This is a genomic window from Micromonospora sp. NBC_00821 (assembly GCF_036347035.1).
In the GTDB taxonomy this organism is placed as follows: domain Bacteria; phylum Actinomycetota; class Actinomycetes; order Mycobacteriales; family Micromonosporaceae; genus Micromonospora; species Micromonospora hortensis.
On sequence record NZ_CP108880.1, the window covers coordinates 510928 to 534545 of the forward strand.

22 protein-coding genes are annotated in these 23618 nt (G+C 70.2%); 16 read left to right on the plus strand and 6 right to left on the minus strand.

Annotation, left to right across the window (positions count from 1 at the left end; genetic code table 11):
• Positions 1–85 precede the first annotated feature (85 nt).
• Positions 86–1444, plus strand: coding sequence for an FAD-binding oxidoreductase (locus OHB44_RS02440; RefSeq protein ID WP_330439511.1), 1359 nt, complete (start codon positions 86–88; stop codon positions 1442–1444).
• 69 nt (positions 1445–1513) lie between these two features.
• On the opposite strand, the gene OHB44_RS02445 is transcribed toward OHB44_RS02440, so the two are convergent.
• Together OHB44_RS02445 and OHB44_RS02450 are read right to left on the minus strand one after the other, a co-directional pair.
• Entirely contained in the window at positions 1514–1945 is a 432-nt protein-coding gene (locus OHB44_RS02445; RefSeq protein WP_238683218.1) for a hypothetical protein, read from the minus strand.
• Positions 1946–1993: 48 nt separating this feature from the next.
• On the minus strand, positions 1994–4066 hold the full coding sequence (locus OHB44_RS02450; protein ID WP_330439512.1) for a SpoIIE family protein phosphatase: 2073 nt from the start codon (positions 4064–4066) through the stop codon (positions 1994–1996).
• A gap of 291 nt (positions 4067–4357) precedes the next feature.
• Between OHB44_RS02450 and OHB44_RS02455 the strand changes: the two genes are divergently transcribed.
• Positions 4358–8728 carry a HAMP domain-containing protein gene (locus OHB44_RS02455; RefSeq protein WP_372488280.1) on the plus strand — a complete coding sequence of 1457 codons (4371 nt, stop codon included), beginning with the start codon at positions 4358–4360 and terminating at the stop codon, positions 8726–8728.
• Positions 8725–9279 (plus strand): response regulator, encoded by a 555-nt coding sequence (locus OHB44_RS02460; protein ID WP_091395745.1) that lies wholly within the window; start codon positions 8725–8727, stop codon positions 9277–9279. Before OHB44_RS02455 ends, OHB44_RS02460 begins: the two co-directional genes overlap by 4 nt.
• Before the next feature lie 15 nt (positions 9280–9294).
• On the opposite strand, the gene OHB44_RS02465 is transcribed toward OHB44_RS02460, so the two are convergent.
• The gene (locus OHB44_RS02465) at positions 9295–9630 is read right to left on the minus strand and encodes an STAS domain-containing protein (protein WP_088951070.1); all 336 of its coding nucleotides are present in this window, start codon (positions 9628–9630) and stop codon (positions 9295–9297) included.
• 180 nt (positions 9631–9810) lie between these two features.
• Between OHB44_RS02465 and hemL the strand changes: the two genes are divergently transcribed.
• From hemL to OHB44_RS02500, 7 genes are all read left to right on the plus strand, one after another.
• On the plus strand, positions 9811–11148 hold the full coding sequence (gene hemL, locus OHB44_RS02470) for a glutamate-1-semialdehyde 2,1-aminomutase (protein ID WP_330439513.1): 1338 nt from the start codon (positions 9811–9813) through the stop codon (positions 11146–11148).
• A 64-nt stretch (positions 11149–11212) separates the two neighbouring features.
• Positions 11213–11860, plus strand: coding sequence for a histidine phosphatase family protein (locus tag OHB44_RS02475; RefSeq protein WP_266303973.1), 648 nt, complete (start codon positions 11213–11215; stop codon positions 11858–11860).
• Complete coding sequence (locus OHB44_RS02480) at positions 11860–12429, plus strand: TlpA family protein disulfide reductase (protein WP_238683223.1); 570 nt, start codon at positions 11860–11862, stop codon at positions 12427–12429. Before OHB44_RS02475 ends, OHB44_RS02480 begins: the two co-directional genes overlap by 1 nt.
• Entirely contained in the window at positions 12429–13247 is an 819-nt protein-coding gene (locus OHB44_RS02485; protein WP_238683224.1) for a cytochrome c biogenesis CcdA family protein, read from the plus strand. The genes OHB44_RS02480 and OHB44_RS02485 overlap by 1 nt, the downstream gene beginning before the upstream one ends.
• A complete protein-coding gene (gene resB / locus OHB44_RS02490; protein WP_330439514.1) occupies positions 13247–14890 on the plus strand; it encodes a cytochrome c biogenesis protein ResB in 1644 nt (547 codons plus the stop codon). Before OHB44_RS02485 ends, resB begins: the two co-directional genes overlap by 1 nt.
• Positions 14890–15861, plus strand: a complete 972-nt coding sequence (gene ccsB, locus OHB44_RS02495) for a c-type cytochrome biogenesis protein CcsB (RefSeq protein ID WP_330439515.1) — start codon at positions 14890–14892, stop codon at positions 15859–15861. The genes resB and ccsB overlap by 1 nt, the downstream gene beginning before the upstream one ends.
• A 69-nt stretch (positions 15862–15930) precedes the next feature.
• Positions 15931–17412 carry an AAA family ATPase gene (locus tag OHB44_RS02500; RefSeq protein ID WP_238683227.1) on the plus strand — a complete coding sequence of 494 codons (1482 nt, stop codon included), beginning with the start codon at positions 15931–15933 and terminating at the stop codon, positions 17410–17412.
• A gap of 128 nt (positions 17413–17540) precedes the next feature.
• Here the strand turns inward: OHB44_RS02500 and OHB44_RS02505 are convergent, their stop codons facing one another.
• Positions 17541–18902 carry a hypothetical protein gene (locus tag OHB44_RS02505; RefSeq protein WP_330439516.1) on the minus strand — a complete coding sequence of 454 codons (1362 nt, stop codon included), beginning with the start codon at positions 18900–18902 and terminating at the stop codon, positions 17541–17543.
• Between the two features lie 282 nt (positions 18903–19184).
• On the opposite strand from OHB44_RS02505, the gene OHB44_RS02510 reads away from it, so the two are divergent.
• Together OHB44_RS02510 and OHB44_RS02515 are read left to right on the plus strand one after the other, a co-directional pair.
• Positions 19185–19991: a helix-turn-helix domain-containing protein gene (locus OHB44_RS02510; RefSeq protein WP_238683229.1), complete on the plus strand. Its 807-nt coding sequence runs from the start codon at positions 19185–19187 to the stop codon at positions 19989–19991.
• On the plus strand, positions 19982–20170 hold the full coding sequence (locus OHB44_RS02515) for a DUF397 domain-containing protein (RefSeq protein ID WP_330439517.1): 189 nt from the start codon (positions 19982–19984) through the stop codon (positions 20168–20170). Before OHB44_RS02510 ends, OHB44_RS02515 begins: the two co-directional genes overlap by 10 nt.
• 89 nt (positions 20171–20259) lie before the next feature.
• Here the strand turns inward: OHB44_RS02515 and OHB44_RS02520 are convergent, their stop codons facing one another.
• Positions 20260–20736 (minus strand): MarR family winged helix-turn-helix transcriptional regulator, encoded by a 477-nt coding sequence (locus tag OHB44_RS02520; protein ID WP_238683231.1) that lies wholly within the window; start codon positions 20734–20736, stop codon positions 20260–20262.
• Between the two features lie 83 nt (positions 20737–20819).
• Here OHB44_RS02520 and OHB44_RS02525 point away from each other — a divergent pair, with 83 nt between their 5' ends.
• Positions 20820–21374 carry a carboxymuconolactone decarboxylase family protein gene (locus tag OHB44_RS02525; protein WP_330439518.1) on the plus strand — a complete coding sequence of 185 codons (555 nt, stop codon included), beginning with the start codon at positions 20820–20822 and terminating at the stop codon, positions 21372–21374.
• A gap of 218 nt (positions 21375–21592) precedes the next feature.
• Here the strand turns inward: OHB44_RS02525 and OHB44_RS02530 are convergent, their stop codons facing one another.
• Positions 21593–21763 (minus strand): aureocin A53 family class IId bacteriocin, encoded by a 171-nt coding sequence (locus OHB44_RS02530; protein ID WP_238683233.1) that lies wholly within the window; start codon positions 21761–21763, stop codon positions 21593–21595.
• 608 nt (positions 21764–22371) lie between these two features.
• On the opposite strand from OHB44_RS02530, the gene OHB44_RS02535 reads away from it, so the two are divergent.
• The 3 genes from OHB44_RS02535 (at position 22372) to OHB44_RS02545 (ending at position 23586) form a co-directional block, all read left to right on the plus strand.
• Positions 22372–22698, plus strand: a complete 327-nt coding sequence (locus OHB44_RS02535) for a LysR family transcriptional regulator (RefSeq protein ID WP_238683234.1) — start codon at positions 22372–22374, stop codon at positions 22696–22698.
• 89 nt (positions 22699–22787) lie between these two features.
• Positions 22788–23078 (plus strand): hypothetical protein, encoded by a 291-nt coding sequence (locus tag OHB44_RS02540; protein ID WP_238683235.1) that lies wholly within the window; start codon positions 22788–22790, stop codon positions 23076–23078.
• A gap of 61 nt (positions 23079–23139) precedes the next feature.
• The gene (locus OHB44_RS02545) at positions 23140–23586 is read left to right on the plus strand and encodes a PH domain-containing protein (RefSeq protein WP_266303967.1); all 447 of its coding nucleotides are present in this window, start codon (positions 23140–23142) and stop codon (positions 23584–23586) included.
• The last annotated feature ends 32 nt before the right edge of the window (positions 23587–23618 follow it).

Consider the following 23618-nt stretch of genomic DNA (forward strand, 5'->3'; position numbering starts at 1 on the left):
TACCGGCCGGCAGCCGCAGCGCGCCGGACCAGCGGCATCCCGATACTCGCCACCACGGCTTTCGAACACATGTACGATGGCCCGCATGGCGGCAGCAGCGAGTTCCCTCGGCCGGTCCGGAGCCCTCGAGATCACCCGGCGGCTGGCGGCGATCTGCGGTCCACCGTTCTCCCGGCTGGCCGGGCCGGCCGACGAGGTGGCCGGGCGACCGGCGCGCTGGGTGGCCGTCCCGGGCGGCCCGCACGCCGCCGCCGAGGTGCTGCGGCTGGCCGCCGTGCACGATCTGGCGGTGGTGCCCCGAGGTGCGGGCACGAAGATCGACTGGGGTGCGGCCCCCGTTCAGGTCGACATCCTGCTCGACACCGGCCGGCTCGCCGGCATCGGTCACGAGCCGGTCGACTCGCTGGTGACCGACGTGGGTGCCGGCACTCCACTGCGGGCGGTGCAGGCCACCCTGGAGCGCACCGGGCAGCGGCTCGCGATGGACGCCCCCTCACCGGGCGCGACACTGGGCGGCGTGCTCGCCGCCGGCGAGTCCGGTCCGCTGCGCCACCGCCACGGCAGCCCCTGCGACCAACTGCTCGGTGTGCGTTACCTCGCCGCCGACGGCGAGCTGATCAGCGTCGGCGGTGGCGCGCCCGGCCTCGACCTGGCCCGCCTGCTCTGCGGCTCCCAGGGCGCGCTCGGCGTGCTGGTGTCGGCGAGCCTGCGGGTGCAGCCGGTGCCGGCGAGCAGGCTCTGGGTGTCCCGCCCGGTGTGGACGCCGTTGGAGGTGCACGACCTGGTCCAGACGATCCTCGCCGCTCGGCTGGAGCCGTCGGCCATCGAGCTGGACCTGCCCGGAGGCACCCCCCGCCCACGTACGCCGTACCCGCCCGGTCACCCGGCGGCCACCGCCCGCGAGCGTCATCCGTCGATGTCCGGCCGGGCCGGCGCCCCGTCCCGGGCCGGCAGCCTGGTGGTGCTGCTGGAAGGCGGCCCCGCCGACGTCGGCGAGCGTGCCGAGCGGCTGGTCGGCCTGCTGCACGGGGAGGCGACGATCGCCCACTCCGCGCCGACGTGGTGGCGCCGCTACCCGTTCGCGCCCGGTGACACGGCGCTGCGCCTGGAAGTCCCGATCGGCGACCTGCACGCCGCCGTCTACGCGCTACGCGACGCTGCCGGAGCGCCGGTGCCGGTGCGCGGCTCCGCCGGGCTGGGCGTGGTTCATGCGGCACTGCCCGGGGCGTTGGCAGCCGACCGGGTGGCGTCCATCCTGGCCGCCGTCCGAGGGGTGCTGCTGGCCCGGCATGGCCGTTGCGTGGTGGTCTCCGCTCCGGCGGCGGTCCGCCAGGCGGTCGACCTCTGGGGCGAACTGGCCGGCCTGGCCCAGTTGCGGGCCGCGAAGCAGCACCTGGATCCGGAGCACCGGCTCGCACCCGGGCGGCTCCCCGGCGGCCTGTGAGGCCAGGTTGGCCGTCTGCCGGTGCGGCCCGGCCGGGTCAGCTTGTCGGCCGGTGCGGCCCGGCCGAGGTCAGTCCAGCCACCACCGGTGCATGTCCAGCAGCGGCGGGGTGAAACGGGCCACCAGCACCAGCAGACCGCCTACCGCACCGACCAGCAGCAGTGACCGGGTCGCCCGGGGTAGGGCCTCACGCGCCCGGGCGGCCAGCGCCACAGCGACGATCGCCAACGGCAGCGCGAGCACCGCACCCACCACGTAGAGCATCCCGACCACTGCGTAGAGCCAGAGGAACGGGTTCAGCCCAGCCATCCCGAACGGGATCATGTCCTTCGGGTCGTACGCGCCGGTCAGCATCTCGGCCGGGCCGACGCCGGCGGTCGTCATCCGACCGACGTAGAGCAGCAGCACGGCGACGAACGCGCCAAGGGTCGCGAGCTGCGCGACGATCAGGGCCCGGACTGCCGGCCGGGAGTACGACGTGACCTGCGCGACGCTCGTCATGACCGTCAATCTACCGAGCGGACCGAATATCCGAGGGCGGCGCGGCGGTCAGCTCGCGTCGTTGCGGAGCACCAGGACGGCGATGTCGTCCCGGGGCGGCTCGACCGAGAAGTTGATCGCCGCGGCGCGCAGCCGGGCGGCCACCACGTCGGCCGAATACCCGGCCAGGGGCGCTGCGGCGTCGCGCAGTCGATCGGTGCCGAACAACTCCCGGCCGCGCCGCCGCTCGGTGACGCCATCGGTGTAGAAGATCAGCGAATCGCCCGGCGCGAGCGTGATCTCCGCCGTCGGCGAGGTGATCGTGTCGAGCAGGCCGAGGGCGGTGCCGCCGGTGCCGACGAACCCGGCGCCGCCCGTTGCGGCCAGCAACACCGGCCGGTCGTGCCCGGCGAGGTGCAGCGAGACGTCCAACTGGTCACCCTCGCCCGGCCCGACCGCTGCCAGCGCGAGCGTGCAGTAGCGACCGCCACCGCGCTCGACAAGTGTCTCGTTGAGCCGTGCCAGCGCCTCCGGTAACGGTTTGCCGTCGCCGACCAGCACCCGGATCACGTCCCGGACCAGCCCGGTCACCGCGGCCGCCTGGACACCCTTGCCCGAGACGTCACCGATCACCACCAGCCAGCGCCCGTCGGGCAGCGGCACCACATCGTAGAAGTCGCCGCCCACCTCGGCGTCGTCGCCGGTCGGGACGTACTCGGCGGCGAAACCGATTCCGTCCACCAGCGGCAGCACCGGCGGCAGCAGAGACTGCTGGAGCGTCTGCGCCACCCGACGGCGTTCGGCGTGGATCCGGGCGTTCTCGATGGCCAGCGCGGCCCGCCGGGCCACGTCCTCCAACACTGCCACCTCGTCCGGGTCGTGCCGGTGCCGCTGGTGCCGCCCCACCGCCAGGGTCCCGAGCCGCTGCCCGCGGGCGATCAGCGGGACGGCGAAACCCTCCATCGGGCCGCCCAGGGGGATCTGCGCCGCGCTGCGGGACGCCTCGCGCAGGCGGGCCTGGATCGAATCGGGCCCGGTCTCCGCCAGCACCTTGTGCAACTGCGGAAGCATCGACTCGTCGGCGTGGCTGGCCGCCGCCAGCCGGAGCCGACCCCACTCATCGGTGGTGTGCACCGCGCACCACTGGCCGAGTCGCGGCACCACCAACTGCGGCACCAGCGCCATGGTCAGGTCGACGTCGAGCGACTGGGCCAGCAGTTCGCTCGCCTCGGCCAGGAACGTCAGCCACACCTGCCGGCGGACGTCGGCCCGGCGCAGCCGGTCGTTCTCCAGGTGCAGCGACAGCCGCTCGGCGGTGAGCACCGCCAACGGTTGGGCGTACGCCGACGGCGCGGCGTCCAGCTCCAACTCCCCGGCGTACGGGCGGTGCACGGTCAGTGGCACCCGGAGCAGGTCGCTGTCGGGGCGGGGTGGCCGACCGAAGCGGGCCAGCACCTGGCGGCCCTGCCCGTCGCCCCGGTCCAGGCGGATCGTGCCGCCGGCTGCGCCCACCATCTCGGCGACCCGGCTGAGCAGGCTGGTGGCGAAGTCGGGCAGCGGGTCGTCCCCGTACAGGTCGGGGGCGGTCTGCATGAGTTCGCTCATCGCGCTGGCGCTCGGCGCGGACCCGTCGGTGCTCGTCCGGGGGCCGGCGTTGGCCGGTGTCGATTCGCCGATGCTCCCGCCGGAGGGCGGGTCGACGCCGGGGCGGTCCAGCCGGAACCAGACGCCCTTGCCGGTGGGCAGGTACGTGGTGCCCCAGCGGCTGGCGAAGTGGTCGACCAGCAGCAGGCCCCGGCCCCGCACGGAGACCTCGTTGATCTCGGTGGAGTCGTTGCGGTCGCCGACGGTCAGCTCGTCGCCGGAACCGGGGGCGAAGTCGGAGACGGTGACGGTCAACCCGATCTCGTCCGCGACGACCTCGATGTCCAGTTCGGTGCGGGCGTGCTCGACGGCGTTGGTGGTCAGCTCGGTGGTGAGCAGCAGCGCCTCGTTGGCCAGCTCGTCCAGGTGTGACTCGGTCAACACCGAGCGGACCACGGCGCGGGCGGCGGCCGGCGTACGGCGGTCGGCGGGCAGCCGCACACGCCGGACGGCCCCGTCCCGGGCCCCGGCCGTCGCGGGCCCCGCCTCGTCTGGCACCCCCGTATCCTCCACCGTCCCCCTGCCGGGTGCCAAGCCGATCACCGATCGCGGGCTGTCGCGTCGGTCAGCGGCACCGGTGGCAGCGTGCTGGGTGACGCGTCGAAACGACCGGTGCGGGGGCTGGGCGAGGTTTGCGGCGCGCCGTGCCGGCTCGACGCCGATCGGGCGGGTTGACGCGCGATCGATGCCACCTGGCGGGTCGCGCACCCTGGCACCACGGCGCGCGCGGGCACAATATGGGGTGCCGGTGTGTCCGCACGGACCGGCGCCCCCCGAGTTGAGCGAGGAATGATGACCACGTCGAAGCAGTCGGTGGCGGATCCGTCCGCGTCCGACCACGAGGCGCTCCTCGGTGAGTTGGCCGAGGCACTGCGACGGATCGGGCGCGGCGATCTGAAGGTCCGGCTTCCCCGCCGGGCCGGCGCGGCCGGTGAGGTGGCGGACGCCTTCAACGAGGTGGTCTCGCTCCAGGAGCGGCAGTACCTTGACCTGCGGCGGATCAGCCGGATCGTCGGTCGTGACGGCCGGCTCACCGAGCGGCTCGACGACGAGGGGCTGGACGGCTCCTGGGCGGAGGGGCAGCGGGCGATCAACTCGCTGATCGACGACCTGGGTCGACCGACCACCGAGATCGCCCGGGTGATCGTGGCGGTCGCCGACGGTGACCTGTCCCAGCACATGGCGTTGGAGATCGACGGTCGGCCGCTGCGCGGTGAGTACCTGCGCATCGGGCGCACCGTGAACACGATGGTGGACCAGCTGTCGTCGTTCTCCAACGAGGTGACCCGGGTGGCCCGTGAGGTGGGCACCGAGGGCAAGTTGGGTGGCCAGGCCGACGTGCGGGGCGTCGCCGGCACCTGGAAGGACCTCACCGACTCGGTGAACACCATGGCGTCGAACCTGACCGGCCAGGTGCGGTCGATCTCGCAGGTGGCGACGGCGGTGGCCAAGGGCGACCTGTCGCAGAAGATCACGGTCGGCGCGCGTGGTGAGGTGGCCGAGCTGGCCGCCACGATGAACTACCTCACCGACACGCTGCGGCTCTTCGCCGAGCAGGTGACCCGGGTGGCCCGTGAGGTGGGCACCGAGGGCAAGTTGGGCGGCCAGGCCGAGGTGCCGAACGTGGCCGGCACCTGGAAGGACCTGACCGACAGCGTCAACTCGATGGCGTCGAACCTGACCGCCCAGGTCCGTAACATCGCTCAGGTCTCGACGGCGGTGGCGCGCGGCGACCTGTCGCAGAAGATCACGGTGGCGGCGCAGGGCGAGATCCTGGAGCTGAAGGACACCGTCAACACGATGGTGGACCAGTTGTCGTCGTTCGCCGACGAGGTGACCCGGGTCGCGCGTGAGGTGGGCATCGAGGGCAAGTTGGGCGGTCAGGCCCAGGTGCGCGGCGTCTCCGGCACCTGGCGGGACCTCACCGAGAACGTCAACCAGTTGGCCGGCAACCTCACCAGCCAGGTCCGCAACATCTCGCAGGTCTCCACCGCCGTGGCGAAGGGCGACCTGTCGCAGAAGATCACGGTGGACGCCCAGGGCGAGATCCTGGAGCTGAAGAACACCGTCAACACCATGGTCGACCAGTTGTCGTCGTTCGCCGACGAGGTGACCCGGGTGGCCCGCGAGGTGGGTACCGAGGGCAACCTGGGCGGTCAGGCGCAGGTGAAGGGGGTTTCCGGCACCTGGCGGGACCTGACCGACAATGTGAACTCGATGGCGTCGAACCTGACCAGCCAGGTCCGCAACATCGCCTCGGTGACCACCGCGGTGGCGAAGGGTGACCTGTCGCAGAAGATCACCGTGGACGCGCGGGGCGAGATCCTGGAGCTGAAGTCGACTGTCAACACGATGGTGGATCAGTTGTCGTCGTTCGCCGACGAGGTGACCCGGGTGGCCCGCGAGGTGGGCACCGAGGGCAAGTTGGGTGGGCAGGCCCAGGTACGCGGGGTCGCTGGCACCTGGCGGGACCTGACCGACAACGTGAACTCGATGGCGTCCAACCTGACCGCCCAGGTCCGCAACATCGCCCAGGTCTCCACCGCGGTGGCGAAGGGTGACCTGTCGCAGAAGATCACCGTGGACGCGCGGGGCGAGATCCTGGAGCTGAAGTCGACTGTCAACACGATGGTGGATCAGCTCTCGTCGTTCGCCGACGAGGTGACCCGGGTGGCCCGCGAGGTGGGCACCGAGGGCAAGCTCGGCGGTCAGGCGCAGGTGAAGGGCGTTTCCGGCACCTGGCGCGACCTGACCGACAATGTGAACTCGATGGCGTCGAACCTGACCAGCCAGGTCCGCAACATCGCCTCGGTGACCACCGCCGTGGCGAAGGGTGACCTGTCGCAGAAGATCACCGTGGACGCCCAGGGCGAGATCCTGGAGCTGAAGTCGACTGTCAACACGATGGTCGACCAGTTGTCGTCGTTCGCCGACGAGGTGACCCGGGTCGCCCGCGAGGTAGGTATCGAGGGCAAGCTCGGCGGTCAGGCGCAGGTGAAGGGCGTCTCTGGCACCTGGCGCGACCTCACCGAGAACGTCAACCAGCTCGCCTCGACGCTGACCACGCAGTTGCGGGCCATCGCCCAGGTGTCCACCTCGGTGACCCGGGGCGACCTGACCCAGCGGATCGCGGTCAAGGCGCAGGGCGAGGTCGCCGAGCTGAAGGACAACATCAACCAGATGATCGTCACCCTCCGGGAGACGACGAAGAAGAACGCCGAGCAGGGCTGGCTGGACTCCAACCTCGCCCGGATCGGCGGCCTCCTGCAGGGCCAGCGCGACCTCGGCGAGGTCTGCCGCATGATCATGACGGAGGTGACTCCGCTGGTCGACGCCCAGCTCGGTGCCTTCTTCCTGGCCGACGACACCGACGGCAGCATGCGGCTGCGGCTGACCTCCTCGTACGGGTACGTGGCACGGGGGCACGACGTCACCTTCGGGCCGGGTGAGGGGCTGGTCGGGCAGACAGCGCTCTCCCGTCGCACAATCCGGGTCAGCGCCTCCCCGAACAGCCGTCTCACCCTGCGGTCCGGCCTGGCCGAGACACCCCCGTCCGACCTGGTGGTGCTCCCCGTGCTGTTCGAGGGCGAGCTGCTCGGGGTGATCGAGTTCGCCAGCGTGTCGGCCTTCTCCGAGCTGCACCTGTCGTTCCTGGAGCGGTTGGTGCTCACCATCGGCATCGCTGTCAACACCATCCAGGCCAACCGGCGTACGGAGGAGCTGCTGGCCCAGTCGCAGCGGCTGGCGCACGAGATGCAGGAGCAGTCGGCGGAGTTGCAGCGCACCAACGCCGAGCTGGAGGAGAAGGCCACTCTGCTGTCCGAGCAGAAGGGCAACATCGAGACCAAGAACCGGGAGATCGAGCTGGCGCGGCTGGGCCTGGAGGAGAAGGCGCAGCAGCTGACCCGGGCGTCGGCGTACAAGTCGGAGTTCCTGGCCAACATGAGCCACGAGCTGCGGACCCCGCTGAACTCGTTGCTGCTGCTGGCCCGTCTGCTGGCCGAGAACTCGGAGCAGAACCTCAGCCCGAAGCAGATCGAGTTCGCCCGGACCATTCACGGGTCGGGCTCGGACCTGCTGCGACTGATCGACGACATCCTCGACCTGTCCAAGATCGAGGCGGGCCGGATGGACGTCGAGCCGACCGAGATTCGCTTCACCGAGCTGCGCGGCTACGTCGAGCAGGCGTTCGCGCCGCAGGCCGAGGAGAAGAACCTGGACTTCCAGGTACGGGTGAGCAAGGATCTGCCGCCGGCGTTGGTGACCGACGCGCAGCGGTTGCAGCAGATCCTGCGCAACCTGCTCTCCAACGCTGTGAAGTTCACCGACAACGGCGCCGTGACGCTGCGGATCGCCCCGGCCGCGGAGAACGCGGTCTTCGACGTGCCGGCGCTGACGAACGCCCAGCAGGTGATCGCGTTCACCGTGATCGACACCGGGATCGGCATCTCCGACGACAAGCTGTCGATCATCTTCGAGGCGTTCCAGCAGGCCGACGGCACTACCAGTCGCCGGTACGGCGGCACCGGCCTCGGTCTGTCGATCAGCCGCGATCTGGCCCGACTGATCGGCGGCACCATCACCGTGTCGTCCGCGCCCGGTCAGGGCTCGACCTTCACCCTGTTCGTGCCGCAGGTGCTGGCCCCGGACGCGGTGGTCGCGCCGCAGGCTCCGTCGCCGCAGCGCGCCGGGCTGCCGTCGTCGCTGTTGATGCCGCCGCTGGATCTGTTGCCGGAACGGCCGGAGGCACCTGCCACCCGTCAACTGGACGGCGCCACGGTGCTGATCGTGGACGACGACGTCCGCAACGTCTTCGCCTTGACCAGCGCGTTGGAGCTGCACGGGATGACCGTGCTGTACTCGGACAACGGGGCGGACGGTGTCCGTCTGCTGGCCGAGCATCCGGAGGTGGACATCGTGCTGATGGACGCCATGATGCCCGACCAGGACGGTTACGAGACCACCCGCCAGATTCGCCGCAACCACCGGTTCGCCGACCTTCCGGTGGTCTTCCTGACCGCGAAGGCGATGCCGGGTGACCGTGAGTCGGCACTCGCTGCCGGGGGCAGCGACTACATCACCAAGCCGGTCGACCTGGACGACCTGATCGAACTGATGTCGTCCTGGATCAACGGCAGCCGGACCGAGGAGACTTCGTGACCCAGATGGCCAAAGCGCTGCTCGTGGACGACCGGCGGCAGAACCTGACGGCCCTGGAGGCGATCCTTCAGGGCCTGCCGGTCCAGTCCGTGGCGGTGGAGAGCGGCGAGGCGGCGCTCAAGCAGTTGCTGGTGGACGACTTCGCGGTGATCCTGTTGGACGCGCAGATGCCGGACATGGACGGCTTCGAGACGGCGAGTCACATCAAGCGCCGCGAACGGACCCGGCACGTGCCGATCATCTTCCTCACCGCCGCCGACCGGGACGCCCAGCTCGCCCTTCGGGGTTACCAGGTGGGGGCGGTGGACTACCTCACCAAGCCGTTCGACCCGTGGGTGCTGCGGGCCAAGGTGTCGGTCTTCGTGGAGCTGTGGGTGAAGACCCGGCAGCTCGCCACCCAGTCGGATCTGGTCCGGGAGCGCGACACGCAGTGGCGGCGGCTCACCGACGCTGTCGACGAGGCGACCGCGCAGCTCCGGTCGGACGACCCGGAGGTCCGCGACCGGGCGGTACGGCTGCTCGAACAGGCCCGTTGGGGCAACACCGCCTGACAGTGGCGGGGCGGCTCAGCCGGTGGGCTGGTCGTTGCGGATCATCAGGGCGCTGCGCAGGCCGGTGATGTCCAAGACGCGGATCAGGAAGTCGCCCACGTGCGTCAGCATCAGCAGGCTCTGCGCGTGACTGGCCTTGCGGCTGAGCACGACCAGGGTGCCCAGGCCCTGCGAGTCGCAGAAGGTGACGCCGCCGAGGTCGAGCACGATCTTCGGCGGGGGGTCGGCCAGCACCTCGTTGACGACGGTGGAGAGCTGGGCCGCCGTGAGCATGTCGATCTCACCGGCCAGGCGCAAGACTGCTTCGTCGCCCGTCCGGTGTAGCGTGATGGACAGTTCGGCACGATCCACCCGGTCAGCCTAGCGCGATCCGACCGACCTGGCCTGTCGAGGCCGCGAGCCGTTGCCGTCCAGGCCATGAAGCCCCCCCGTGTCGGCGCTGCCGACCGGCGTGAGTCACAGGTGAGCCGGGTAACCCCACCACGGGGTGGCTGCTGGTTGACCGTCCGGCGCTGTCACAATGGCGGCATCGTGACCGACATCTTTCCCGCCGGATCCGGCCGCTACCCAGCCGACGCGCCGGCCTCCGAGGCCCTGTTCGACCGCGCCCGCGCCATCGTGCCGGGCGGGGTGAACTCCCCTGTGCGCGCCTTCCAGGCGGTCGGCGGCACCCCGCGTTTCATGGTCCGTGGTGAGGGCCCGTGGCTGTTCGACGCCGACGGTCGCCGCTACGTCGACCTGGTCTGCTCCTGGGGTCCGCTGATCCTCGGGCACGCCCACCCGGAGGTGGTGGAGGCCGTGCAGGCCGCCGCCGCCCGGGGCACCAGTTTCGGCACGCCCACACCGGGTGAGGTGGAGTTGGCCGCCGAACTCGTCGACCGGACCCCGATGGAGCAGGTCCGGCTGGTCAACTCCGGCACCGAGGCGACAATGTCGGCGATCCGGCTGGCCCGCGGCTTCACCGGCCGCTCGAAGATCGTCAAGTTCGCCGGCTGCTACCACGGCCACGTCGACGCGCTGCTCGCCGCCGCCGGCTCCGGCGTGGCCACCCTGGGCCTGCCCGACTCGCCCGGCGTGACCGGCGCGGCCGCCAGCGAGACGATAGTGCTCCCGTACAACGACATCCGGGCCGTCGAGGAGGCGTTCGCCGCCGAGGGCCAGCACATCGCCGCGGTGATCACCGAGGCCGCCGCCGGCAACATGGGCGTGGTGGCCCCCCGCGACGGCTTCAACCAGCAGCTCGCCCGGATCGCGCACGCACACGGCGCCCTGCTCGTGGTGGACGAGGTGATGACCGGGTTCCGGGTCTCCCGCGCCGGGTGGCACGGCCTCGACGCCTCCGACGCCGACCTGTGGACGTACGGCAAGGTCATGGGTGGTGGCCTACCCGCCGCGGCGTTCGGCGGGCGCGCGGACATCATGGCGCGACTCGCGCCGGCCGGCCCGGTCTACCAGGCCGGCACCCTCTCCGGTAACCCGCTCGCCTGCGCCGCCGGCCTGGCGACCCTGCGGCTCGCCGACGACGCGCTGTACCAGCGCCTCGACGAGACGGCCGCCGTCGTGGGCAAGCTGGCGTCCGACGCGTTGGCCGCCGCCGGGGTCCCGCACCGACTGTCGTACGCGGGCAGCATGTTCTCGGTCTTCTTCACCGACGCCGACGTGGTCGACTACGACAGCGCGCGCACCCAGCAGGTGCCGGCGTTCAAGGCGTTCTTCCACGCGATGCTCGCCGCAGGCGTCTACCTGCCGCCGAGCGCTTTCGAGTCGTGGTTCGTGTCGGCGGCGCTCGACGACGCCGCTCTGGAGCACATCGCCGACGCGCTGCCGACGGCGGCGAACGCGGCGGCAGCGGCCGGTCACGGGGGTTGAGCGTGAGCGCGAGGAGTGAGCCGGGTTTGCGAGCCCCGCAGTCGCGAACAGAGGGAGCGCAGCCTTGAGCAAGACGGTGGTCCACGTGCTTCGGCACGGCGAGGTGTACAACCCCGACCAGATCCTCTACGGCCGGCTGCCCGGTTTCCGCCTTTCCGAGCTGGGTGTGCAGATGGCCAAGGCCGCCGCGCAGGGCCTGGCCGAGCGGGAGATCGTGCACGTGGTGGCCAGTCCGCTGGAGCGCGCCCAGCAGACCGCCGAGCCGATCGCCGCCCAGTTCGGGCTGCCGGTCGGGGTGGACGAGCGGCTGATCGAGAGCGCCAACTGGTTCGAGGGCAAGAAGGTCTCCCCGGGTGACGGGTCGTTCCGTGACCCGCGCAACTGGTGGGTGCTGCGCGACCCGGTGACCCCGTCCTGGGGTGAGGCGTACCGGGTGATCGCCGAGCGGATGTTCGCCGCCGTGCAGGCCGCCCGGGTCGCCGCCGAGGGGCGCGAGGCGGTGCTGGTGTCGCACCAGCTCCCGATCTGGACGTTGCGGCGTTACGTCGAGCGCAAGCGGCTCTGGCACGACCCGCGCAAGCGGCAGTGCGGGCTGGCGAGCCTCACCTCGTTCCACTTCGACGACGCGAAGGTGGTGGGCATCGGCTACAGCGAGCCGGCCGCGCACCTGATCGCTCTCTCCGCGACCGCCCGGACGGCCAAGGGGGCCTGATGAACGCCCGGAGGTGGACCGCCGGTCTGCTCGCCACCGTCGCCGCCGTGGCGCTGGTCGGCTGCACGTCGTCGAAGGCGCAGGAGAAGACCTGCACGACCACCACCGACGGGATCTTCGAGTGCGCACCGGACCAGCGCTCCGCACCCCCGAAGCTCGCCGGTGAGCTGCTGCTCGGCGGCAGCTACGACGTCAGCGAGGCACGCGGTCAGGTAGTGGTGGTCAACTTCTGGGGTTCCTGGTGCGCGCCGTGCCGCGCCGAGGCGGACGACCTGGAAGCCGTCTATCAGGCCACAAAGGGTTCCGGGGTGAACTTCCTCGGCATCAACGTCCAGGATTCGCGGGACAAAGCCAAGGCGTTCGAGAAGGGCCGGGTCACCTACCCGAGCCTGTTCGACCCGTCCAGCAAGACGGCACTCGCGCTGGACATCCCGCCGAACAGCGTGCCGGCGACTGTGGTGCTCGACCGTGACGGTCGGATCGCCGCGGTGATCCGGGCCGCCGTCAAGCAGGAGGGCCTGCAACCGATCGTCGAACGGGTCGCCGCCGAGAAGCCGGCGTCGAACTGATGGGTGAGACCTTCGAGCAACTGGCCCTCAGCGGGCCGCTGCTGCTCGCCATCGGCGCGGCGGCGCTCGCCGGCCTGGTCAGCTTCCTCTCCCCGTGCGTGCTTCCGCTTGTCCCGGGTTATCTGTCGTACGTGACCGGTCTGGCCGGCGCCGACCTGGAGGGCCGGCGGCCGGAGGCCGATCCCGCGCCGGCCAGCGGGGGTGTCGCGGTCAAGGAACGGGTCGCGCGGGCGGGCGCGGTCAAGGGTCGGGTGCTCGCCGGGACGCTGCTGTTCATCGGCGGCTTCACTGTCGTCTTCGTGGCCACCGCGATCCTCTTCGCCAGCATCGGCCGGGTGTTCTTCGACTACGAGCGCGAATTGCAGATCGGCGTCGGCGTGCTGATCATCGTGGCGGGGTTGAGCTACCTCGGGATGATCCCGGCCCTGCAACGGGAGTTCCGGATCTCCCGGTTGCCGTCGGCCGGGCTGCTCGGCGCACCGGTCTTCGGGGCGGTCTTCGCGCTCAGTTGGGTGCCCTGCACCGGCCCCACGCTCGGCGCGGTGATGGGCATGGCCACCGCCAGCGGCCAGAGCGACCGAGCCGTGGTGCTCGCCGTGGCGTACTGCCTCGGGTTGGGGATACCGTTCATCGTCTTCGGGCTGGGCTTCGAACGCCTGCTCGGGGTCTTCCGCGCCGTCCGGCGCAACAGCCGCTGGGTCACCCGGGTCGGCGGCGCCCTGCTCATCCTGATCGGTCTGGCCCTGGTCACCGGCGGATGGCAGAGCTTCGTGATCTGGCTGCAGACCACCGTCGGGGTGGGCGAGGTGAGCATCTGATGACGGTCGTCGACGACCGACCGGAGACCGCGGCGCCCGCGCCACGCCGCCGGCCGAACCGGCTGCTGGCCCTGCTGCGCAACTCGTGGCGGCAGCTCACCAGCATGCGTACGGCGTTGATCCTGCTCTTCCTGCTCGCGATCGCCGCCATTCCCGGCTCGGTGCTGCCGCAGCGCGGGATCAGCCCGGAGAAGGTCAACGAGTACTTCGTCGACCACCCGGACTGGGCTCCCCGACTGGACCGGATCGGCGCGTTCGAGGTCTTCGGGTCGGTCTGGTTCTCCGCGATCTACCTGCTGCTGTTCACCTCCCTGATCGGCTGCATCACGCCCCGGCTGCGCGACCACGTCCGCACACTGCGGTCGCGTCCGCCGGCCGCGCCGAAGCGGATGGCCCGGCTGCCGCAGCACACTGTGCTGCCCGCCCCGCCCGGTGGGGCGGCGGCGATCGCCGAGGCGCTGCGGAAGCGCCGCTGGCGCGTCGAGGTGCGCGGCGACGAGGTCTCCGCCGAGAAGGGCTACCTCAAGGAGACCGGCAACCTGCTGTTCCACACCTCGCTGATCGCGGTGCTGATCGGGGTCGCGCTCGGCTCCTGGTACGGCTGGAGCGGCAACCGGCTGCTGGTGGCCGGCGCGGACAACGCGTTCTGCAACACCCGCCAGCAGTACGCCGAGGCGAAGCTCGGCCCCCAGGTGGACAGCGCCGACCTGCCCGGCTTCTGCCTGCGGCTGGACGACTTCGAGGCCCGGTTCCTGGCGTCCGGCCAGCCGGAGTTCTTCAACGCCACGGTCACCGTCGACGGCCCGGACGAGCCGACCCGCAGTGCCGACTTCTCGGTGAACTCGCCGCTGCGCCTGAACGACGCGAGCGTCTACCTGCTCGGCCACGGGTACGCGCCGGTGATCCGCTACACCGACCGGTTCGGCAACAGCCAGATCAGTGACGAGCCGTTCCTGACCACCGGCGACATGGGCCTCACCAGTGAGGGGCTGGCGGCCTTCCCGGACGCGAACGTCGACCCGGCGACCGGCCAGCGCGCACCGGATCAGCAGATGGCGTTCACCGGCATCTACCTGCCCACAGCGCCCGAGCAGGCGCCGTTCGTCCGCTCGCAGTACCCGACCGAGCGCAACCCGGCGCTGAACCTGGTCGCCTACCGGGGCAACCTCGGCCTGGACGCCGGCATCCCCGGCTCGGTCTACCAACTCGACCAGCGGCAGGTGCGGGCCGGCAAGGTCAAGGAGGTCGGCACCAAACTGCTCCGCAAGGGCGAGACCTGGAAGCTGGACGACGGCACGACAGTCGAGTTCCTGGGCACCGAGCGGTACGTCACCCTCTCCGTCCGGCACGATCCCGGCTCGACGATGCTGCTGGTCAGTTGCGGCGTCCTGCTGGTCGGTCTGATGGGTTCGCTGTTCGGGAAGCGCCGCCGGGTGTTCTTCCGGGTGGCGCCGGCCGACCCCGGGGAAGGATCTCCGACGAGCGGTAGTAGCTTGATGGAGGTCGGTGGGTTGCCGCGTACCGACTATCCAGGGTTCGCCGACGAGTTCACCCAGCTGGTCGCCGCCGTCAGCGGTGCCGAACGGGCTGGTGCTGGCGCTGACTCCGCTGACCGGGCCGGCGTGCGAGAAGGAGCCGAGTGATGTCCGCACTCTCCGACAATCTGGTGACATTCGCGATCCTGGCGTACCTGATCGCGATGATCGGCCACGCCGTCGAGTACGCGCTGGGCAACGTGCGTACCCGGGTCGCCACGGCGGCGCCGGTGCGCGAGCTGGTCGGTGCCGGCGGCGGTGTCGTCCCGACGCCCCCCGCGCCGGTCCCTTCGTCACCCACTGTCGACCGCTCCGCCGGGCGGGCCCGGCTGGCGGGCCTGATCGGGGTGGGCGCCACTGCGGTCGCCGCCGCGCTGCACCTCGCGGCGCTGGTCACCCGTGGGCTCGCCGCGGACCGGATGCCCTGGGGCAACATGTACGAGTTCGTGCTCACCGTGACGTTCATCGGGGTGGCCGCCTGGTTGGTGGTGCTCTGGAAGCGACAGTCGCTGCGCAAGCTCGGGCTCTTCCTCACCCTGGTGATGGTGCTGCTGGTCGCCACCGCCGAGCTGGTGCTGTACGTGCCGATCGTGCCGCTGGTCCCGGCGCTGAACTCGTACTGGTTCGTCATCCACGTCTCGACGATCGTCTTCGCGTCGGGCATCTTCCTGCTCGGCGTGGTGCCGGCGGTCGGCTTCCTGATGCGCAACGGGTACGAGCAGGGCAAGCGGAGCTTCCCGTACACCCTGGCCAAGCGACTGCCCGGCGCTGCCGGCCTGGAGCGGCTGACCTTCGCGCTGCACGCCTTCGCGTTCCCGATCTTCACCTTCGCGGTGATCGCCGGTGCCATCTGGGCCGAGGCGGCCTGGGGCCGTCCGTGGGGCTGGGACCCGAAGGAGACCTGGGCGTTCATCTCCTGGGTGGTGTACGCCGGCTACCTGCACGCCCGCGCGACGCCCAGCGTGAAACGCAACGTGGCCACCTGGATCGCGGTGCTCGGCTTCCTCACCATGCTGATGAACCTGTTCGGCGTGAACATCTTCTTCACCGGTCTGCACTCGTACGGCGGGCTGGACTGAACCACGGCTGACAGAACGTAGAACTACACTTCTTAGAAGCGTAGTTCTACGTTCTGTGGGGATGTGGCAGTGAAGCTCTCCAAACCAGCGGAAATCTTCGACCGTGACGTCGAATGGGCGGAGCTGGTCCGGTTCGCCGCGGACGACCGGCCCGGCGCGACGCTTGGCGTGGTCAGCGGCCGTCGCCGGCAGGGCAAGACTCTGCTGTTGTACGAGTTGGCCCGCGCTACCGACGGTTTCTACTTCGGGGCGACCGAGGCGACCCCGGCAGAATCGCTGCGTCGACTCGGGGAGGCTCTCGGCCGGCACACCGACGCGCCTGGTCCGCTTCGCCTGGAAGACTGGTCGAGTGCGGTCGACGCGCTGCTCGCACTGGGCCAGCGCCGCCCGGTCACCGTGGTGATCGACGAGTTCCCCTACCTCGCCCGATCCAGTCGGGATCTCCCGTCGATCATTCAGCACGCCCTCACGCCGGGCCGGGTCGAGCGCACCGAATCTCGTACGCGCCTGCTGCTGTGCGGTTCGGCACTGTCGTTCATGGGTGGTCTGCTTGCCGGTTCGGCCCCGCTGCGCGGACGGGCGGGGCTGGAACTGCCCGTGCCACCGTTGGACTATCGGGCCGCCGCGACGTTCTGGGGGATCGTTGATCCTGCCCTCGCTGCCCGCGTGTTCGCCATCGTCGGGGGCACGCCGGCCTACCGACGGGAATACGTCCAGGACGATGTGCCCGACGGCCCGGACGATTTCGACGACTGGGTCGTGCGCGCCGTGCTGAATCCGGCCCGCCCGTTGTTCCGCGAGGCTCGCTATCTGCTCGCCGAGGATCCCGACCTGCGGGACACCGCGCTCTACCATTCTGTGCTGTCCGCGGTCGCCGAAGGCAACGGCACCCGAGGGGGGATCGCCGGGTACATCGGACGGAAGGCCACCGACCTCCAGCACCCGCTCACCGTCCTTGAGGACGCCGGTCTCCTCATTCGCGAGCCCGATCCGCTCCGTAGTGGGCGTAGCCGTTACCGCATCGCCGAACCCCTGATCACCTTCTATCAGGCGGTCATGCGGCCCTCCTGGACGGCCTTGGAGCAGCGGCGCGGCGCGGACGTCTGGAGGCGTTCCAATCGCCGGTACTCAAGCGGGGTGCTGGGGCCAGCGTTCGAGGAGATCGTCCGGCAGTGGGCCCTGCGCTTCGCCGCGCCGGAGACATTCGGCGGTGTCGTCGCGGAGGCCAGCGCGGCCGTCCTCACCGATCCCTCCACCCGCACCAGCCTGGAACTCGACCTGGTGGCGTTCGGTGAGCCGCCGTTCGGCGACGGCCCTCGGCCGCTGCTCGCCATCGGAGAGGTCAAGTGGGGTCGCACGCTGGGTCTGCCCGAGTTGGATCGGCTGAGCCGGGCACGTGACCTACTCGCCGCGCGGCCCGGCCTGGACGTGCGGGACGCCCGGTTGTTGCTCGCGAGCGCGGCGGGGTTCACCGACGAGCTTCGGCACGCGGCCGGTCAGCGTCCCGATGTCGTTCTCGTCGATCCGTCGCGGCTTTATTCGGGCGACTGAGGGGGTTACGGCGGCGCTGATCCGGGAGCAACTCGGGCGGTCGCGGCGCGCGGCCGGACTGACCCTGGCGACGCGGTGCGGGCCGGTCACTGAATCGTCAGTGACCGGCCCGCATTATTCAGCCTCGGTCAGCTCACGGTGACCGGGGCGATGTCGTTGCTCGGGTTGTCGTCCACCCGGGGGTAGCGCTGGGACGGCTGGACCTTGCCGGGGACCCCGGTGTGGCTGTCGATCCGCAGGTCGAACCCGACCGTGTGCGTCTTGCCGGCAGGGAAGACCGACCCCGACCCGTTGCAGTACCAGGTTGCCGGGACGGTCTCGGGCTCTTCCTCGTCACCGCTGAGCCAGCAACCCGACGGCGTGGCCAGCACGGTGACCCCGGTGGGTGGGGTGAACTGGAAAGCCCCGACACCATCGCCGGAGAGGGTGCCATCCGGCACGCCCGGACCCTTGTTGCGCAGACCCACTGTGACCCGCACGGTGTCCCCGACGGCTCCGGTGACGGCCGCGCCCCTGGCGACGATGTCGAAGGCGCCGTGCACGCCGCGCAGGTAGGTCTGGCCGTCGGCTCGGGTCGCCTCGACCGGGATCACGTCGAGCGCCGCGCCCACCGGCCGTAGCCGCAGTGCCTGGTCGGCGTCGCGGCGCTTGAGCTTCACGCCGGTCGGGAGCGGCCCGGCACTGGCCAGCGGCTGTACGGCCTGGGTGATCCGCTTGCTGCCGAGCGTCGCCGGGCCGACAGTGGTGTCGAGCCCACCCCGCAGTTCGTGGCGTTGGCCGGGCGTGAACGTGCCCCGCACGGTGCAGACCACCACTGTGGCGAGCGACTGGTTGGTGCCGTACCGGCAGTTACGGTAGCTGGGCGGAACCAGGCCCACCGGGAAGCCGAGCGTGAGTCGCAGGTCCACCGCCGGCTGGTCACCGGCGTTGACCACGGACACCGGTACGGCGAGGTTGTCGCCCACCTCGACGCCGGTCAGGTGCTCGTCGACGGTGTCGAGCAGGTCGGGCCCGGACCGCACTGTGACAGTCGCCTGCTGGGTGTACGCCTCGGTCTGCTCGCCGAGCGCCGTGTAGTCGAGGGTGCCGGTCGCGCCGTCGACAGCGCCGGGCGCGGGCCGGAACACCACCGGGACGGTGCCGGTGAGCGTGCCGAACTCGTCGATGGCCGTCGGCGGCATCGGGCAGGTCACCGAGGTGCCCTGGGTGACGCAGTAGTCGGGGAAGCCGGCGGTGGCCACGCCGACCAGGCCGGTCAGGTCGATGGTCACCCGGGGCTGGCTGGCGCCGGTGCTGTTCAGGGTCAGTGGCACCGTCCGGCCGGGAGCGCCGGGGCCGCCGACAGTGACGTCACCCAGCCAGCCGTCGACCCAGCCGGGGTCGTCCTGGGCCGCGGCCGGGCCAGCGGCCACGGCGACCCCTGCGGTGCCCACGACCAGCGCGGTCAGGCCGCGCAAGAGCCTGCCACGCGCAACGTGCACAGATCTCATGGATCTCCTTGGTGAGGGATGAGCCGGTCGGAAGAAGCCAGGTTCGCAGCACCCCGACCCGATCGGCATCAATGATCTTAGAGATCACCTGTGACGGTTTTCGATCGACTGTGTCGGTCGTTGATCCACTCGACTTCCAGGCGGCCGAGCCGGGCGGTCAGGCGGGGTCGCAGCTCGGGTTACCGCGATATGCGCGTCACGGCATGACACAGTGTCAGGCGCTCGCTACCGTGCGGCAGATGGGTCGTACGACCCGACAATCGCGGCGGAAGGTGGGGTGCGGTGACCACAGTGGTGTCCACGGCGGCGCTTATCCGGGAGCAGCTCCGGCGGTCCCGGCTCGCGGCCGGGCTGACCCAGGAGGAGTACGGCAAACGGGCGCACTACTCGCCGTCCATGGTGTCGGCCGTCGAGCTGGGTCAGACGGCGCCCAACGAGGCGTACCTGATCCGGGCCGACGAGGTGCTCGACACCGGCGGCCTGCTGGTCTCGCTGCGTGAGCTGGGCCGGCGCGACGGCGAGCCGGTCTGGTTCCGCCCCTGGCTGGAGGTCGAACGGGTCGCCACCCAACTGCGGTGCTTCGGCGCGACGATGATTCCCGGGCTGTTGCAGACCGCCGACTACGCCCGGGCGGTGTTCCGGCTCGACCTCGGGCTCACCGCCGACCGGGTGGAGGAGTTGGTGGCGGCCCGGCTGGAGCGGCAGACGATCCTCGACCGGGAGCACCCGCCGCAGCTCACCGCCGTGATCGACGAAGCCGCGTTGCAGCGCTTCGCGGAGGGCTGCGCCGGGGTGCTGGCCGAGCAGTTGCGGCACCTGGTGGCGTGCGCCCGCCGTCCGCACATCAGGGTGCACGTGCTGCCGCAGGGCGTGGGCCTGCACGCCGGCCTCTTCGGGCCGTTCATCCTGGGCCGCACCGCCGACGGCAGTTGGCTCGGCTTCCTCGACAACCAGACCGGTGGCACCGCCGTGGACGACATCTTCGAGGTGGCGACCCTGCTCGGAAGGTGGGAGAGTCTGCGCAGTGACGCGCTGCCCCGGCAGCAGTCGATCGACCTGCTCGAGGAGATCGTGAAGCCATGGATCTGACCGGAGCCCGCTGGCACAAGTCCACCCGCAGCGGCAACGACGCCGGCGCGTGCGTCGAGGTCGCCGACAACCTGCCGGGCCGGGTGCACGTCCGCGATTCCAAGGACCGCGACGGCGACCTGCTGACCTTCACCCCGGCCGCGTGGCGGGCCTTCGTCGAGCTGGCCCGCACTCGCTGACCGTCCACTCAGCCGGCTGGCCGCGGGCGCTCCCGCACCCGACCTGGGCACCCCGCACTGTGGCCCGGAGGTTTCGCCCGCACCCACGATCAGCCGCCGAACCAGCCGGGCACGTCGAGTCGGAACCAGTTGGCCGAGGCCATCGTTCCGAGGTCGTCTTCCATCGCGGTGACCCGTTCCGGGCCGAGCGTCTCGGTCCACTGTGCCCGCAGCCGGTCGAAGATCTCGGCTGAGCGGCGCAGCCCGTCCGCGCCGCGCGGGGTCACCCGGACCAGCCGCCGTCGGGCGTCGGAGGGGTCGTCGACCCGCTCCAGGTAGCCGACGGCCACCAACCGGTCGACGGTCTTGCCGGCGGCCTGCTTGGAGATGCCCAGCCGCTGGCCCAGCTCGGTGGCTGTGGTGCCGTCCGCGCCGACGGCCTGGAGCACGAACCCGTGCAGCGGTCGCAGCTCCGGATGCCCCTCCCGGGCCAGCTCGGCGTGCAGGTCGTCGATCAGTGTCCGGAAGCCGGCCAGCAGCAGCAGCGGCAGCGCGAAGCCGGGACGCACGGGATCAGCGGTTGCCATGTTCGACAACCACGTTTACTATTTCGTCAACCATGTTGACTATCTTACCGTCCGCCGAACCAGGCTCCGGAAAGCAGGTAACCGTGTCCGTCTTCACCGCCCACACCGCTGAGACCGCACCCGCCGCCGCCCGTCGGTCCATCGAGGGAGTACGCGGCCGGTTCGGCTGGCTGCCCACCCCGGTGGCCCTGATGGCCGACTCGCCTCAGTTGCTCAGCGGCTTCCTCGCCGCCAGCGCAGGCTTCGAGCAGACCGACCTCGCCCCGCTGGACCGGGAGGTGGTCATCCTGACGGTCTCCACCAGTCACGAATGCCATTTCTGCGTCGCTCTGCACACCGGCAAGCTCACCGGACTGGGCGCGACCCCCGAGCTGATCACCGCCCTGCGTGCCGGGTCGGTGCTGCCCGATCCGCGCCTGGAGGCGCTGCGCCGATTCACGCTGGCCGTGCTCGACCACCGGGGCGCAGTGCCCGACGACGAGATGGACGACTTCCTGGCCGCCGGCTACCAGCCCCGGCACGCGCTGGACGTGGTGCTCGGCGTCGGCGCGTACACCATGTCCACCTTCGCCAACCGGCTCACCCGGGCACCGCTCGACCCGCCACTAGCCGCCCACGCCTGGACGCCCGCAGCCTGACCGAGGACACCTGCGGCCCTGCTCGGGCCGCCCCGGGGGGGTGTCCATCCAGAGCGACTGCCGCCCCGGCGAACTCGGGCCGAACGCGACCAGGCACGCCGCTGATAGGCATCAGCGTTGCGCCTTGCATACGCATACGAAAAGGGGAGGCGGCCGATGAATGGCCGACCTCCCCTTTTCGTCAACAGGCGCTCAGGATCTGGGGGATCCGAAAGGGCTTAGGCCAGCCCGAGAATGCGAGCGATCAGCTGGACGATCTCGTAGACGGTGTAGCCGGCGTTCGACCACTTGAGGATCTGAGTCTTGTTCGCCCACACCCACTTCGCGAACCGTGTGCCGTACTTGGCGCCGGCCTTGATGATCTTCGCTGCCAGAGTCAACCAGCCCATCTGAACCCTCCAATAATCGTGGCGTTTCGAACAGGTGAAGCAGAGGAACTCCCTGCAGAAACGACCCGCTGTAATTCCGCCCCGGTTGGGCGAGGAAAAACTAACACCCACATTCAGAGACAGCGACGAACGACGAAGTTTCCGTACGGCAGTTGCCTAGGTTATGGCCGCCGTGGTATTTAGGTCCGCTCATCGTCCCGGCAACGTGGCGGAAGTTAACCTAAGGCCCTTAACGGGCACTGCTTGGCATGGGCCGACGTCACTGAATGGCAACTTTCAGACATTGAGTCAGCAATCGGCGTGCCGATGGATCACCATGGGCTGCGGGGCAGCCGTAAGCGACAGTCGTCGGCCAATGGCAAGGGCCCTAGCGGGGTTCAACCTTTGATACCTTGTGCCTGGCCGGCCCCAAGCGCTGCAAAAGCCATGGGGTCGGCTTGATCCAGAGTGGGGGATGAGGTGCTGGCTCAACTCCCAGCCGCAAGATCGCGCTCAGCGCAGCTTTGCTGATGATCAACCCAGCTGGACGCATCGACGCCGACTGGCAGTAGGCCGCACGTCATTGGGGGAAGCGCTGGCAGTGAACCGCACGTCACATGGGGGAGCACATGAATACCGAAATGCTGAGAACATTCGTTACCGCCGCCTCGTCTGGCAGCGTCTCGGAGGCCGCGAAGAAGCTCAGATATGGCAAATCGACTGTCCTCTATCACATTCGTGAGGTGGAGAAGGTCTGCCGAGTTGAGCTGTTCGAACGTGAGGTCCGGGGTCTCAACCTCACTCGTAACGGCCACGTGGCCCTGCGGATATCGCAGGAGCTGCTACGGATCGCCGCTGAGCTGAAGTCGCTACCACCGGCCAATGCTGAGACGCGGCAGAATAAGCGCTTCGACGACGGTGATGATAACGTTTTGAAGAAAAGAAATGCCTCGTGAGCCGAAGTCAACACATAACAACCGGCCGGGCGGCAGCGGATCCGCCGTCCCTTGTCCTGCCCGATTCGGGCCGAAAGAGGAGGTAGCGCGTGTCGCAGAATCTTGCGCTTATCGGCGTGACTGTGGCGGTGCTGGCGGTGTTGGGCCTTCACCTGCTCATGGCGCGCCGGGGGCCGGCCTGGATGGGTGCGGTGGTTCCATGTTTGTTCGTGATCGCAGCCGTGGTGCTCATCGTCCAAGGGCGAATTCCGGCAGGAAAGCCGTACGTGGTGGTGGTCGCTGGCCTGGTGACGCTGCTCTGGATATGGGCGGGGGCGCGGCAGGCGAGAAGCAAGGCCGCGGCGAGCGAGCCTTCGGGTTCAGTGCGACGTGAGTCGTGACGCCGCGGTGACCGATGCGGTTGACAGGGCGACGCCGGACGCCGACGGTCCGAACCCCCGCATGAGGCGACTGGACCGTCGGTCGGTCGTCTTCTGGCAGGTGGAGAATGCTGTCGGCGTCGTCGCGCTGCTCGTTGTTGCCTTCACCCTGTCCCGGGCGTCCTTCACCACGCCGCAGTGGGACGTGTGGATCCGTCTGCTCGCTCTCGCCGCGCTGGCCTTCGCCGTGCTCGACGCTCTGGTGCTGATCCCGCAGCGCTACCGGTACTACAGGTATGCCCTGACCGAGGAGTGCATCATCATCGAGCAGGGTCGCTTCTGGAGGCGGCGGCAGGTGTACCCGCTCTCCCGCATCCTGTACTGCGAGGTACGCCAGGGTCCGATCCTGAGCCTGTTCAACCTGTACACCGTCAGGGCGGCGACGATCGTCGAATCGCGGTCCCTCGGCCCGCTCGGGCGGGCCGAGGCCGACCGCTTCGAGCAGCTGATTCGTGAGCACCCGGAATGACGCAAGAAATCCGGAATCGTCGCAACAGCCCG